Below are 14,920 nucleotides of genomic sequence, written 5' to 3'. Positions count from 1 at the left end.
ATCATGGAAACGACTGTAAGAAAACAAAAGAAAAATTTAGAAATGAAGAAACCATCAATTTACTCTTTACAACTTCATGAAATGCAAGATTGGTTAAAGGAACAAGGAGAACCGAAGTTCCGTGCTGGACAAATTTTTGATTGGTTATATAAAAAACGTGTAAAAAATTATGAGGATATGTCAAACCTTTCTAAAGGATTGCGTGATAAATTGTCGAATTCCTTTGATATTACTACTTTAAACACGTTAGTAAAACAAACGTCTTCGGATGGAACAATTAAATTCTTATTCCAATTATATGACGGATATTCTATTGAAACGGTATTAATGCGACACGAATATGGAAATTCCATTTGTGTAACAACGCAAGTGGGTTGTCGTATTGGGTGTACGTTCTGTGCTTCGACACTTGGTGGATTAAAGCGAAACCTAGAAGCTGGAGAAATCGTAGCGCAAGTAGTAGAAGTTCAGCGTGCGCTTGATGAAACGGAAGAACGTGTAAGTTCTCTTGTTGTTATGGGGATTGGAGAACCATTTGATAACTATGATAATTTAATGGGATTCTTACGCATCATTAACCATGAAAAAGGACTTCATATTGGTGCGAGACATATGACTGTTTCGACGAGTGGAATTATCCCGAAAATTTATAAGTTTGCTGAAGAAGATCTACAAATTAATTTTGCGATTTCATTGCATGCTCCAAACTCAGAATTACGTTCAAAATTAATGCCGATTAACCGTGCTTATAAATTACCAGATTTAATGGAAGCTATTAAATACTATGTAAATAGAACAGGGCGTCGTATTACTTTTGAATATGGATTATTTGGAGGAGAAAATGACCAAGTAGAGCATGCTGAAGAGCTTGCTGCGCTCTTAAAAGGTGTAAAATGTCATGTGAACTTGATTCCGGTAAACTACGTACCTGAACGTGATTATGTACGTACGCCACGTGAACAAATTTTCTTGTTCGAGAAAACGTTAAAAGATCGTGGAGTGAATGTAACGATTCGCCGTGAACAAGGTCATGATATTGATGCAGCCTGCGGTCAGTTGCGTGCGAAGGAGCGCAAAGAAGAGACGAGGTGACGAGATGAAAGCCGTATTTCTATCGGATAAAGGAAAAGTTCGTCAACATAATGAAGATAGTGCAGGAGTTTTTCACAATTTAGATGGAAATGTATTAGCGGTAGTAGCAGATGGAATGGGAGGTCATCGAGCTGGTGATGTAGCTAGCTCGATGGCCATTCAATTATTCCATGATTATTGGAAGCAAACACATAATATGAATGAGCCGAAAAAAGTAGAACAATGGTTACATACTAGTGTTGGGATTATTAATGAGCGTATATATGAATACGCTCAGCAAAATGTAGAATGTAATGGTATGGGAACAACGCTTATAATAGCTGTTTGTACACCAAGCTTTGTGACAATAGGGCATATAGGAGATAGTCGTTGCTATATGGTATCAGAAGGAGAAATGACGCTAGTAACGGAAGATCATTCACTTGTAAATGAGCTTGTGAAACATGGTGAAATTTCGAAGGAAGACGCAGAGTATCATCCGAAAAAGAATGTGTTATTAAGAGCATTAGGAACAGAAGAAAAAGTTGGGTTAGATGTTAAAACGTTGGTGATTGAGGAAGATGATCAATTACTTCTTTGCTCTGATGGGTTATCAAACAAAGTTTCTATTGATGATATGCGACAAATTTTACAGTTAAATGAACAGCTTGAAGGTAAAGGGCAGTGTCTCATTCAATTGGCAAATGATCGCGGTGGAGAAGATAATATCACACTTGTTCTTATTGATTATGCGGGTTCGACAAACGAAAGTAGGTGAAGTGCAACGTGCTGATTGGAAAACGCTTAAATGACCGTTATAAGCTGCTGAAAATGATTGGTGGTGGCGGAATGGCCAATGTATATTTAGCTCATGATGATATACTTGGCCGGGATGTAGCGGTAAAAATATTAAGACTCGACTACTCAAATAACGAAGAGTTTATTAAACGTTTCCATCGAGAAGCGCAGTCTGTTACAACGTTGTCGCATCCAAATATTGTGAATATGTATGATGTCGGAGAAGAAGATGGTATATACTATCTTGTCATGGAATATGTACCAGGGCAAACATTGAAGCAATACATAATTGAGCGAGGGATGTTACCTATAGGAGAAGCTCTTGATATTATGGAGCAGTTAACATCCGCTATGGCACACGCCCATCATTTTGAAATTGTGCATCGTGATATAAAGCCGCACAATATTTTAATTCGAGCTGATGGAATAATAAAAGTAACAGATTTTGGAATTGCGACAGCTACAAGTGCAACAACAATTACACATACAAATTCAGTGCTCGGTTCAGTCCATTATTTATCACCAGAACAGGCACGTGGCGGGATAGCAAATAAACAATCAGATATCTATTCTCTTGGGATAGTTATGTTTGAATTGTTAACAGGAAGACAACCGTTTTCTGGCGAATCTGCTGTTGCTATAGCTTTAAAACATTTACAAAGTGAAATCCCATCACCAAAAAGATGGAATGAAAATATTCCGCAAAGTGTTGAAAATATTATATTAAAAGCAACTGCAAAAGATCCGTTCCATCGATATCAATCTGCCAATGCGATGAAGCGAGATATTGAAACTGCGCTATATCCAGAGAGGATAAATGAGCAACCGTTTTACATACCAGAAGATATGGAAGCGACGAAAGCGATTCCGATTATTCAACAAGAACAATTATTTGAAAATGTAAGTGATGAAACGATTGTTTTAAAAGGGAGTAAGGTGGAAGAACCGATAAGAGCAGAAGCAGCTGAGTTAGATAAGAAGAAAAAACGGAGTAACAAGTGGCTTAAAGTTTTAATTTCAACATTTTTATTTTTAGCAATAGGAATAACATTAGCGCTTACGGTTATTCCAGGATTATTTATTCCGAAAGATGTGAAAGTTCCTGATGTGGCTGGTATGAAATACACGACAGCTGTAAATACATTAGTAGAAAAGGGCTTTGAGGTGACGGAGCCTAATATTGTATATACAGATGATGTTGAAGTTGGGGATGTAATAAAAACGGACCCTGTAGCAGGAAGAGTCGTAAAAGAAAACGCTAAAATTACTATCTATCAATCAGGTGGAAAAAAGAAAAGTAAGATGGCAAATTTCACAGGTCAAAACTTTGAGAGTGTAAAAGCTGAGTTAGAAGAAAAATATAAACAAGTTACGGTAAATTATATTGAAAATGATAAGCCGAAAGGTGAAATTGTAGAACAAATTCCGACGCCTGATCAGATGGTTATAGAAGCGGAGCAAGAACTGAAAATCTGGGTAAGTAAAGGGCCTTATCAAATTAGACCAGGTGACTTTTCGGGGTGGACTGAAAATAGTGTAACTGGTTATTTGAATGAGAGAAAACTAACGTCAGATATAAAACGAGAGTATTCAGATACAGTCGAAAAAGGACTTGTAATTTCGCAATTTCCAAAACCAGGTACACCATTAAAAGAGGGAGATAAAGTAACTATTATTATCTCTGATGGTCAAAAGCCTAAAGTGACTAAAACGGTAAAAGTGGACAATATCTCTATCCCATATGAGCCTGCTGTAACAGGTGAAAAAAAGCCGCAAACAATAGAAATTTATAAAGAAGACATGCAGCAAAAAATGGATAGACCGGTTGAAACGAGAACAATTACTGAATCAGCGACTATTTCTTTAGAATTTGTAATTCAAGAAGGTTCAAAGGGACACTATAAAATTGTACGGGATGGAGTAACGATTATTGATAAAGAAGTACCATATCCAACTCAATAATAGTGAAAGTCTACTTATTATTATTGCCTGTTATGCTGTCTACAAAGTGGACGGTATAGCAGGCAAAAATATATGATTCAAAAAGCTAGTAAAGTGATGCAGCTGTAAATATTTTTTTGCATTTAATGGGAAATTCAATGTATATTAGCGAAAGTATATATGGTAGGTTTTGAAATCGTTATTTGGAAAATTTAAATCCATTCATTTTTAAATTCAGCATCACCTTATACAAAAAAGGAGAATTCTATGCCAGAAGGAAAAATTATAAAAGCTTTAAGTGGGTTTTATTACGTGCAGCATGAAGAAGGGGTTACGCAATGTCGTGGACGAGGTGTATTTAGAAAAAATAAAATTACACCACTTGTAGGAGACCAAGTTGTTTTTCAGGCAGATAATCCAACTGAAGGTTATGTGCTTGAAGTGTTTGATCGAAAAAATGAACTTGTTAGACCTCCTATTGCTAATGTCGATCAAGCGATCCTTGTGTTCTCTGCAGTAGAACCAGATTTTAATCCTGGACTGTTAGATCGATTTTTAGTGCTGATTGAATATCATAACATTAAGCCAATTATTTGTATTAGCAAGATGGATTTAGTAGATGAAAAGATGAAAGCAACTGTTGAAGCTTATGCGAATGATTATCGTGAGATGGGTTATGATGTTTTATTTACTTCTATTAATACGTCAGAAAGTATTGATATATTAAAACCATACTTAGAAAATTGTGTTTCTGTCGTTGCGGGCCAATCTGGTGTTGGGAAATCTTCAATGCTTAATGTGCTACGTCCAGAATTAGAGCTGAAAACAAATGATATTTCTTCCCATTTAGGACGCGGGAAGCATACGACAAGACACGTAGAATTAATTGCAATTGGGAGTGGACTAGTAGCAGATACACCGGGTTTTAGTTCACTAGATTTCATTGATATAGAAGTAGAAGATCTTACATATTGTTTTCCAGAGTTGAAAGAAGCGAGCCAATACTGTAAATTTAGAGGGTGTACACATCTTTCTGAACCGAAATGTGCGGTGAAAGCTGCGGTTGAAGAAGGGAAGATTACAGAATATCGCTATAAGAACTATAAACAATTCGTAGAAGAAATTAGAGAGAGAAAGCCGAGGTATTAGTTATGATTAAAATTGCACCATCGATTTTATCAGCAGATTTTTCAAAATTAGGGGAAGAGATTAAAGATGTAGAAAAGGGCGGAGCGGATTACATTCACGTTGACGTAATGGATGGACATTTCGTACCAAATATTACGATTGGACCGTTAATTGTAGAAGCAATCCGTCCGATTACATCATTACCATTAGATGTACATTTAATGATTGAAAATCCTGATAACTATATCCCGACTTTCGCACAAGCGGGAGCGGATATTATTACTGTTCACGTAGAGGCGTGTCCGCATCTACATCGTACAATTCAGTTAATTAAATCTCATGGTATTAAAGCGGGCGTTGTATTAAATCCACATACGCCAGTTTCAGTGATTGAGCATGTATTAGAAGATATAGATATGGTATTACTTATGACAGTAAACCCTGGATTTGGTGGACAGAAGTTTATCCATTCTGTATTACCGAAAATTAAACAAGTTGCAGACATGGTGAAAGAGCGCAATCTAGAAGTGGAAATTGAAGTTGATGGTGGTGTAAATGCTGAAACAGCAAGACTTTGTGTGGAAGCAGGAGCAAATGTACTTGTAGCTGGGTCAGCAGTATACAATCAAAAAGACCGCGGTGAAGCAATTCGCGTAATTCGTGGGTAGTGGTGAACTTTTATCCTAGTAAGGCATTTATAGGATAGGATAAAAATATGTAAAAAGGCAATCTACCGAATGGCAGATTGCCTTTTTACAATGGAAGGAGAAGAAAAAATGATTATTCATATTTTGGCAGGAGGACCTTCGGAATATTGCGCAGATTTTGCTCGATACGAGAATGAGGAAGTAGTGTGGGCAGCGGTTGATAGGGGAGTATACCGTCTATTAAAGAAAGGGATTACCCCGGCTGTTGCGTTTGGAGATTACGATTCAGTTACTGAAGAAGAATTAGTATGGATGGGACAGCAAACGAACGAATTACATATTGTTCCGCGGGAAAAAGATCAAACGGATTTAGAAATTGCAATCAACTGGGCATTAGAACAGAAGCCGGCACTAATTCGTATTTTTGGTGCTACTGGTGGAAGGCTTGATCACGGTTTGGCAAATATACAGATGCTTTTAAAAGGGTTAGAAGTAGAGATAGAAATGTGTATTGTGGACAATAAAAATGAAATAACAGTTAAAAAAATGGGTACACATATAATTGAAGAAAATAAAAATTTTCCTTATGTATCTTTTGTACCAGTTACTGAAATAGTGGAAGGGATTACATTGTTTGGTTTTAAGTACCCTCTTACTAATAAAACAATAGAGTGGGGATCAACACTTTGTATTAGTAACGAACTCGTTGAGGAAAAAGGTACTTTTTCATTTACTTCTGGCATATTAATGTTGATAAGAAGCACTGATTGAAGAAACAATTTTGCTCCTTACATCATATAGTGACCAAGTGGAGTAATGGGGATTAGGAGGGAAACCATGAGATTTTATACAATTAAGTTACCTAAATTTCTTGGTGGAATAGTTCGTGCAATGTTAAATACCTTCAAAAAAGATTAAAAAAAGCACCTATCACCGGTGCTTTTTCCATTGTTATAGTAAAAAAAGAGCCTATCGGCTCTTTTTTTTATTATTAAACACGTTCGATTTTGCCAGATTTTAATGCTCTAGCAGAAACGTAAACACGTTGAACTTTTCCGTCGATGCGTACGCGAACTTTTTGAAGGTTAGCGCCCCATTTACGTTTTGTAGCGTTCATTGCGTGAGAACGAGAGTTACCAGAACGAGCTTTTCTTCCAGTAATAGCACAAACACGAGCCATTTATATTTCCCTCCCTTGATACCTTACCATACGTAATTTTTCAATGTTAGTCTTTTATGCGATGCTAAAAACACTACTATAATTTAACACAACTAAAAAGAGAATGCAACACCGTAGAAAAAAGAAATCAAGAAAATTTACTTGACACTATATGTTAATGAAGAAAAGTTGAAATCCATAAAAATTGCTTGACATATTATAGTGGTACATGTTGTATAATAACAATGGACTATTTTGCTCATCATAAAAAAGTGTAATTTAAAACATAAAATATGAGAGTGAAAAGAAAGAACGATGGAATTTTCTTTAAAAAGATTATATGATAGTAACTAAAGTAGTCTAGCTCACTTTCACCATTTATGAAGGGGGAAACGAGATGTCAATTGAAATTAAAACGAAGTACGGTCAAATTGATATTAGTACAGATGTAATTGCAACAATTGCTGGAGGTGCCGCGGTAGATTGCTACGGTATCGTAGGTATGGCATCAAAAAATCAGTTAAAAGATGGATTAACAGACATTTTACGAAAAGAAAACTTCACTAGAGGTGTTATTGTTCGTAAAGATGAAGATGAAGTACATATTGATATGTATATTATTGTGAGCTATGGTACGAAAATTTCAGAAGTGGCACATAATGTGCAGACGAAAGTGAAATATACATTAGATCAAACTGTAGGACTAGCAGTAGATTCTGTAAACATCTACGTACAAGGAGTTAAAGTAATAAACTTGTAATGTGCATTAAGGAGGAAAATCTGTGTCAATTCAAAAAATTGATGGAAAACGTTTATCACAAATGATCATGCAAGGAGCGAATAATTTAACAAACAATGTTCAGCTTGTTGATGCATTAAACGTATTTCCAGTTCCAGATGGCGATACCGGTACAAACATGAACTTATCTATGACTTCAGGTGCGCGTGAAGTGAAAGCAAACCCTTCACAGCATGCTGGTAAAGTCGGCGTAAGTTTAGCCAAAGGATTATTAATGGGAGCTCGTGGTAACTCTGGAGTTATTTTATCTCAGTTGTTCCGTGGTTTCTCTAAATCCATTGAACAAAAAGAAGAATTAACAACAGTTGATTTTGCTGCAGCACTAGAAGCTGGAGTAGAGGCGGCTTATAAAGCGGTTATGAAACCGATTGAAGGAACGATTTTAACGGTTGCAAGAGAAACGGGTAAATATGCAGTAACAGTTGCGAAAAAACAGCGCGACTTTGTTTTGTTTATGGAAGATGTTGTGAAAGAAGCAAACGCATCGTTAAATCGTACGCCAGATTTATTACCTGTATTAAAACAAGTTGGCGTTGTAGATAGCGGTGGTAAAGGTCTTGTAGTGGTATACGAAGGATTTTTAGCTGACTTAAAAGGAGAAACGATTTCTTCTGATGCACCGACGCAACCATCTATGAATGAAATGGTACGCGCAGAACATCACCGTAGTGTACAAAGCCAATTGAGTACAGAAGATATTAAGTATGGATATTGTACGGAGTTCATGGTGAAATTAGAGGCTGAAAAGGTGAAAGAGCATAATTTCTCTGAACAAAAATTCCGTGAAGATATTAGTGTATATGGTGATTCTCTACTAGTTGTGTCTGATGATGAAATTGTAAAGGTTCATATCCATGCAGAACATCCTGGAGACGCTATGAACTACGGGCAAAAATACGGTAGTTTAATTAAGATTAAAGTAGAAAATATGCGTGAACAGCATACTGCTTTATTAGATGAACCTACTATGGTTCCTGAACAACCAGCTCAATCGAAAGAAAAACAACCATATGGTATCGTAACTGTAGCTATGGGGTCTGGTATTAAAACTTTATTTGAGAGCATCGGCGCAACGAAAGTTATCGAAGGTGGTCAAACGATGAATCCAAGTACGGAGGATATCGTGAAGGCAATTGAAGAAGCAAATGCTGAAAAAATCATTATTTTACCGAATAACGGAAATATTGTAATGGCAGCAGAACAAGCGGCATCAGTTGTAGATCAAGAAGTTATTGTTGTTCGTTCGAAAACAGTTCCTCAAGGTATGGCAGCAATGTTAGCATTTAACCCAGTTGGAACGTTAGAAGAGAATGAAGAAAACATGCAAGAAGCTTTATCTCATGTGAAAACAGGTCAAATTACGTATGCTGTACGTGATACGGAAATTGATGGTGTAGCAATTCAAAAAGATGACTTCATGTGTATTGCAGATGGGAAAATTGTATCTACAAATGCTGAAAAAGTAGGAGCTGCGAAGCAATTACTAGAAGCGCTTATTGATGAAGATTCTGAAATCGTAACGATTCTACAAGGTGAGGATGCAACTGACGAAGAAGTAGCGGAGTTAGTTGAATTTGTAGAAGAGAAATTTGAAGATGCAGAAGTAGAAGTGCATGCTGGAAACCAACCAGTGTATTCTTTCATCTTCTCTGTAGAATAAGATAAGATTCGTTTTGAAAATAAATGGATTACTTACTTGCTAATGGATAAGAAGTAGTAATATGAAGTTTATTACTAGTTTTTATTCAAAAGGCTAGCATATTGAAGAGAGAAAAGAGCCTTGCTGCTAATAGTGAGGCTCTTTTTTACTTGTTTTATATAAGGGATTTGAGTAGTTTCTCTTAGAATGCCTATGATAGAATATATAAGGTGAAAGAGAGCGATTACAGATGCTAATTGGTACTCAAATAAAATGCAATAAAGAAAATAATGTGACGGGGTGTGAGAATCTTGAATGATGTTGTACAAGTTCCTGTTACGGATGTAAAGGGGATCGGAGGAGAAACATCTGAGTTACTACATGAGATGGGTATTTATACAGTTTCTCATCTATTAGAACATTTTCCATACCGTTATGAAGATTATGCGATGAAAGATCTTGCTGAAGTAAAGCATGATGAACGTGTAACGGTTGAAGGGAAGATTCATAGTGCTCCTTTGCTGCAATATTATGGTAAGAAGAAATCGCGTTTAACAGTTCGTGTTCTCGTCGGTCGTTATTTAATTACGGCGGTATGTTTTAATAGGCCTTACTATAAGCAAAAATTAAAGTTAGATGAAACGGTAACGATTACTGGTAAATGGGATCAACATCGTCAAACAATTGCTGTATCAGAACTTCATTTTGGGCCGGTTGTACGTCAACAAGAAGTGGAACCTGTTTATTCAGTAAAGGGGAAACTTACAGTAAAACAGATGCGTCGTTTTATTGCTCAAGCGTTAAAGGAATATGGAGATTCTATAGTCGAAGTGTTACCGGATGGTTTGTTAGGGCGATATAAATTATTACCAAGATATGAAGCGCTTAGGGCATTGCATTTTCCGGTAGGACAGGAAGATTTGAAGCAAGCGCGTCGCCGTTTTGTATATGAAGAATTTTTCTTATTTCAGCTGAAAATGCAAACGCTCCGGAAAATGGAGAGGGAAAATTCAAAAGGGACGAAGAAAGAGATTCCGTCAGTAGAATTACAAGAATTTATCGATGCACTGCCGTTTCCATTAACGGGTGCGCAGCGCCGAGTTGTAGATGAAATTTTGAAAGATATGACATCTCCTTATCGGATGAACCGACTATTGCAAGGTGACGTTGGTTCTGGGAAAACAGTTGTTGCTGCGATTGGCCTTTATGCATCGAAATTAGCCCATTATCAAGGTGCTTTAATGGTTCCTACAGAAATTTTAGCTGAGCAACATTATCAGTCGCTTGCTGAAACGTTTTCGCATTTTGGTATGAAGGTGGAACTGTTAACAAGTTCTGTTAAAGGGGCGAGACGTCGAGAAATTTTAGCGAAGTTAGAACAAGGAGAAATAGATATTCTTGTTGGAACGCATGCCTTAATTCAAGATGAAGTTATATTTCATAGGTTGGGTCTCGTTATTACAGATGAACAGCATCGATTTGGTGTAGCGCAGCGCCGAGTTTTACGGGAGAAAGGTGAAAGTCCAGATGTATTATTTATGACAGCGACACCAATTCCGCGTACGCTTGCAATTACTGCATTTGGAGAGATGGATGTTTCGATAATCGATGAGATGCCAGCAGGTAGAAAGGTGATTGAAACATACTGGGCAAAACATGATATGTTAGATCGCGTTCTCGGTTTCGTTGAAAAGGAGATAAAAAAAGGAAGACAGGCATACGTTATTTGTCCTTTAATTGAAGAATCTGAGAAACTTGATGTGCAAAATGCTATCGACTTACATAGTATGCTGACGCATCATTACCAAGGGAAATGCCAAGTTGGATTGATGCATGGGAGATTATCGTCTCAGGAAAAAGAAGAGATAATGGGACAGTTTAGTGAAAATAAAGTACAAATTCTTGTATCGACAACAGTTGTTGAAGTAGGTGTGAACGTACCGAATGCGACTGTAATGGTTATTTATGATGCAGAACGTTTCGGTTTATCGCAGCTTCATCAGCTTAGAGGGCGTGTCGGCCGTGGTAGTGAACAATCATATTGTTTATTAATAGCAGACCCTAAATCAGAAACAGGGAAAGAAAGAATGCGCATAATGACTGAAACAAATGATGGATTTGTATTGTCAGAAAAAGATTTAGAATTACGAGGTCCTGGAGATTTCTTTGGGAGTAAGCAAAGTGGCTTACCAGAATTTAAGGTTGCTGACATGGTACATGATTATCGAGCGTTAGAAACAGCAAGGCAAGATGCGGCGATACTAGTAGATTCAGAAGCGTTTTGGCATAATGATCAGTATGCTGCCTTGCGTACGTATCTTGATGGGACAGGTGTGTTCCAAGGAGAGAAGCTCGATTAAAGGGAGTCAACAAAAGTTTTTGTTGCATTCTACTTTTAATGATTATATACTACTGTTAGTACCTAGTCATAAAAATGGATGGTGCGGTATGAAAAAAAGAAGAAGTAAAAAAGAAAGACAAGAGTTATTACAACAAACAATCGAATCAAATCCTTTTATTACGGATGAAGATTTAGCGGAAAAATTTCAAGTGAGTATACAAACAGTACGACTTGATCGTATGGAATTGTCTATTCCTGAATTAAGAGAGAGAATTAAACATGTAGCTACAAAGCAACATGAAGAAGATGTGAAATCTTTACCGTTAGAAGAGGTTGTTGGAGAAATTATTGATATTGAATTAGATAGACATGCAATCTCTATCTTTGAAGTAAAGATAGAACATGTATTTAAAAGAAATCAAATTGCTCGTGGGCATCATCTGTTTGCGCAAGCAAACTCACTAGCTGTTGCGGTTATTGATGAAGAATTAGCTTTAACTGCAAAGTCTACCATTCGATACATTCGCCCTGTAAAATTAGGAGAGCGTGTTGTTGCAAAAGCGCGCGTTGAAGATGTAGAGAATGATAAAGGACGGACGGTTGTCAAAGTGCGTAGCTTCGTTGGAGAAGAACTTGTTTTTACAGGCACTTTTGAAATGTATCGATCTAGTAATTATAGTGAGGAAGGTAACAACTTATGAAAATCGCAATAGATGCAATGGGCGGAGATCACGCTCCAAAGGCTGTAGTATTAGGGGCAATGAAAGCTATTAAGGAATATTCTGATTTACATATTACGTTAGTAGGGAAAGAAGAGGAAATTCGTCAATACTTAACGAGTGATGAACGAATTACTATTCTTCATACAGACGAAAAAATAGAATCAACGGAGGAACCAGTAAGAGCGGTTCGTCGAAAAAAACAAGCTTCAATGGTGCTTGCGGCACAACAAGTAAAGGATGGAGAAGCAAACGCTTGTATATCCGCAGGTAGTACGGGAGCTTTAATGGCAGCTGGATTATTTGTAGTCGGTCGTATGGAAGGAATTGAGCGACCAGCTTTATCGCCTACAATGCCAACTGTAGATGGAAAAGGTTTTGTTATGTTAGATGTTGGAGCAAATGTTGATGCAAAACCAATTCATTTATATCAATATGCAGTAATGGGATCTGTTTATGCTGAGAAGGTAAGAGGAATTGAAAATCCTCGCGTTGGACTATTAAACGTTGGAACAGAGGATGGAAAAGGAAACGAGCTTTCAAAGCAAGTATTTGCAATGCTTAAAGATGCGCCAATTAATTTCGTTGGGAACGTTGAATCAAGAGATTTATTGCAAGGTGTAGCAGATGTTGTTGTATGTGATGGTTTTACAGGGAATGTAGCGTTGAAATCATTAGAGGGAACAGCACTTGCGCTATTCTCTATGTTGAAAGAACAGTTAATGAGTTCATTTACGAGCAAATTAGCAGCGGCGGTATTAAAGCCAAAACTTATGGTATTAAAAGATAAAATGGATTATTCGGAGTATGGAGGAGCTGCATTATTTGGATTGAAAGCACCTGTCATTAAGGCTCATGGTTCTTCTAATGACCAGTCGATATTTAGTGCGATTCGTCAAACGAGAGAAATGGTAGCGAAAGAAGTAATTCCTACGATTTCAAGCGTAATGGAGAAAGAGTCACTCCAATAAGAGGAGGATTTGAAATGGGAAAAATAGCATTTCTTTTTCCGGGCCAAGGTTCACAGGCAGTTGGAATGGGTAAACAATTAGCAGAGAATAATAAAGAGGTTGCAAAAGTGTTTGCAAAAGCAGATGAGGTGTTGGAAGATTCACTTTCAGAAGTGATTTTTGAAGGACCGCAGGAAAAGCTTACATTAACAACAAATGCGCAGCCTGCATTATTAACAACGAGTTTTGCTATTTTGACAGCTTTGAAAGAGTATGACATTACACCTGACTTTGTCGCTGGTCATAGTTTAGGTGAATATAGTGCTCTTGTAGCAGCTGGTGCATTAACTTTTGAAGATGCTGTATATGCTGTAAGGAAACGTGGCGAATATATGGAAGAAGCTGTTCCGGGCGGGGAAGGCGCAATGGCAGCTATATTAGGTGCTGACCCACATATGCTGAAACAAGTTACAGAAGAAGTAACAAGTGAAGGATATGCAGTGCAAATCGCTAATATGAATAGTACCAAGCAAATTGTGATTTCTGGAACGAAGCAAGGCGTAGAGGTTGCTTCTCAAAGAGCGAAAGAAAATGGTGCAAAGAGAGCGATTCCACTAAAAGTAAGTGGGCCATTCCATTCTTCACTTATGAAGCCGGCAGCTGAGAAGTTCCAAAGTGTTTTAAATGAAATTACAATTCATGACACGAATATTCCTGTTATTGCAAATGTTACGGCGGAAGTTATTACACGTGGTGCAGACATTCAAGAAAAGTTAATTGAACAGCTTTATTCGCCTGTATTATGGTACCCGTCTATTGAATATATGGTGAGCCAGGGAGTAGATACGTTTATTGAAATTGGACCTGGAAAAGTACTTGCTGGACTTATGAAGTCAATTGATTCATCAGTAAAAGCATATGCGATATACGATGAAGAGACATTAAAAGATACCATTTCAAATTTGAGAGGAGAAAACTGATGTTAAAAGGGAAGGTAGCATTAGTAACTGGCGCTTCACGTGGAATTGGTCGCGCGATTGCGATCGATTTAGCGAAACAAGGGGCAAATGTAGTAGTAAATTATGCTGGTAATGAACAAAAAGCAAATGAAGTAGTAGATGAAATTAAAAAATTAGGTTCTGATGCAATTGCGGTAAGAGCAGATGTTGCAAATGCTGATGATGTTACAAATATGGTGAAACAAACAGTAGATACATTTGGACAAGTTGATATTCTTGTAAATAATGCTGGTGTAACGAAAGATAATTTATTAATGCGTATGAAAGAAGAAGAATGGGATACAGTTATTAATACAAACTTAAAAGGTGTATTCTTATGTACAAAAGCAGTATCTCGTTATATGATGCGTCAACGTCACGGTAGAATTATAAACATCGCTTCGGTTGTTGGTGTTATAGGAAACCCAGGACAAGCTAACTATGTTGCTGCTAAAGCGGGTGTTATTGGATTAACAAAAACATCTGCAAAAGAGTTAGCAAGTCGAAATATTACAGTGAATGCAATTGCGCCGGGCTTTATTGCGACTGATATGACGGATGTACTAGATGAGAATATTAAAGCCGAAATGTTAAAAGTTATTCCAGCTGCTCAATTTGGTGAAGCGAAAGATATCGCGAATGCTGTAACGTTTTTTGCTTCTGATCAAAGCAAATATGTTACAGGTCAAACGTTAAATGTTGATGGCGGTATGGTAATGTAATAAAAGAA

General features: G+C 37.1%; 15 protein-coding genes. 14 read left to right on the top strand and 1 reads right to left on the bottom strand.

The window, feature by feature from the left end; all coding sequences use genetic code 11:
• Nucleotides 1–3: 3 nt before the first annotated feature.
• From rlmN to spoVM, 7 genes are all read left to right on the top strand, one after another.
• A complete protein-coding gene (gene rlmN, locus NST90_RS18130) occupies nt 4–1,092 on the top strand; it encodes a 23S rRNA (adenine(2503)-C(2))-methyltransferase RlmN (RefSeq protein WP_000450537.1) in 1,089 nt (362 codons plus the stop codon).
• Nucleotides 1,093–1,096: 4 nt separating this feature from the next.
• Nucleotides 1,097–1,849, top strand: coding sequence for a Stp1/IreP family PP2C-type Ser/Thr phosphatase (locus NST90_RS18125; protein ID WP_000648707.1), 753 nt, complete (start codon nt 1,097–1,099; stop codon nt 1,847–1,849).
• Between the two features lie 8 nt (nt 1,850–1,857).
• On the top strand, nt 1,858–3,831 hold the full coding sequence (gene pknB, locus NST90_RS18120) for a Stk1 family PASTA domain-containing Ser/Thr kinase (protein WP_000904748.1): 1,974 nt from the start codon (nt 1,858–1,860) through the stop codon (nt 3,829–3,831).
• A gap of 246 nt (nt 3,832–4,077) precedes the next feature.
• Complete coding sequence (gene rsgA, locus NST90_RS18115) at nt 4,078–4,959, top strand: ribosome small subunit-dependent GTPase A (protein WP_001113932.1); 882 nt, start codon at nt 4,078–4,080, stop codon at nt 4,957–4,959.
• Between the two features lie 2 nt (nt 4,960–4,961).
• Nucleotides 4,962–5,606, top strand: coding sequence for a ribulose-phosphate 3-epimerase (gene rpe / locus NST90_RS18110; RefSeq protein ID WP_000589974.1), 645 nt, complete (start codon nt 4,962–4,964; stop codon nt 5,604–5,606).
• Between the two features lie 69 nt (nt 5,607–5,675).
• Nucleotides 5,676–6,356, top strand: a complete 681-nt coding sequence (locus tag NST90_RS18105; protein ID WP_000752663.1) for a thiamine diphosphokinase — start codon at nt 5,676–5,678, stop codon at nt 6,354–6,356.
• A 66-nt stretch (nt 6,357–6,422) separates the two neighbouring features.
• On the top strand, nt 6,423–6,503 hold the full coding sequence (spoVM, locus tag NST90_RS18100) for a stage V sporulation protein SpoVM (protein WP_001213599.1): 81 nt from the start codon (nt 6,423–6,425) through the stop codon (nt 6,501–6,503).
• A 73-nt stretch (nt 6,504–6,576) separates the two neighbouring features.
• On the opposite strand, the gene rpmB is transcribed toward spoVM, so the two are convergent.
• Nucleotides 6,577–6,765 (bottom strand): 50S ribosomal protein L28, encoded by a 189-nt coding sequence (gene rpmB / locus NST90_RS18095; RefSeq protein WP_000124776.1) that lies wholly within the window; start codon nt 6,763–6,765, stop codon nt 6,577–6,579.
• A gap of 376 nt (nt 6,766–7,141) precedes the next feature.
• On the opposite strand from rpmB, the gene NST90_RS18090 reads away from it, so the two are divergent.
• The 7 genes from NST90_RS18090 to fabG all read left to right on the top strand — a co-directional run bounded on the left by NST90_RS18090 (nt 7,142) and on the right by fabG (nt 14,912).
• A complete protein-coding gene (locus NST90_RS18090; RefSeq protein ID WP_000021109.1) occupies nt 7,142–7,504 on the top strand; it encodes an Asp23/Gls24 family envelope stress response protein in 363 nt (120 codons plus the stop codon).
• A gap of 22 nt (nt 7,505–7,526) precedes the next feature.
• Nucleotides 7,527–9,203 (top strand): DAK2 domain-containing protein, encoded by a 1,677-nt coding sequence (locus NST90_RS18085; RefSeq protein ID WP_000027129.1) that lies wholly within the window; start codon nt 7,527–7,529, stop codon nt 9,201–9,203.
• Nucleotides 9,204–9,493: 290 nt separating this feature from the next.
• Nucleotides 9,494–11,542, top strand: coding sequence for an ATP-dependent DNA helicase RecG (gene recG / locus NST90_RS18080; RefSeq protein ID WP_001000813.1), 2,049 nt, complete (start codon nt 9,494–9,496; stop codon nt 11,540–11,542).
• A gap of 88 nt (nt 11,543–11,630) precedes the next feature.
• The gene (gene fapR / locus NST90_RS18075; RefSeq protein ID WP_000747348.1) at nt 11,631–12,224 is read left to right on the top strand and encodes a transcription factor FapR; all 594 of its coding nucleotides are present in this window, start codon (nt 11,631–11,633) and stop codon (nt 12,222–12,224) included.
• Nucleotides 12,221–13,213, top strand: coding sequence for a phosphate acyltransferase PlsX (gene plsX, locus NST90_RS18070; protein WP_063548487.1), 993 nt, complete (start codon nt 12,221–12,223; stop codon nt 13,211–13,213). The genes fapR and plsX overlap by 4 nt, the downstream gene beginning before the upstream one ends.
• A 14-nt stretch (nt 13,214–13,227) precedes the next feature.
• Nucleotides 13,228–14,172, top strand: coding sequence for an ACP S-malonyltransferase (gene fabD / locus NST90_RS18065; protein WP_000515900.1), 945 nt, complete (start codon nt 13,228–13,230; stop codon nt 14,170–14,172).
• Nucleotides 14,172–14,912: a 3-oxoacyl-[acyl-carrier-protein] reductase gene (gene fabG, locus NST90_RS18060; protein ID WP_000911773.1), complete on the top strand. Its 741-nt coding sequence runs from the start codon at nt 14,172–14,174 to the stop codon at nt 14,910–14,912. Before fabD ends, fabG begins: the two co-directional genes overlap by 1 nt.
• Nucleotides 14,913–14,920: the final 8 nt, after the last annotated feature.

The organism is Bacillus sp. FSL E2-8900 (assembly GCF_037966225.1).
GTDB classification, from domain to species: Bacteria; Bacillota; Bacilli; order Bacillales; family Bacillaceae_G; genus Bacillus_A; species Bacillus_A cereus.
The sequence above is the reverse complement of the archived record's forward strand: the minus strand, read 5'-3'. Positions and strand labels throughout refer to the sequence as shown.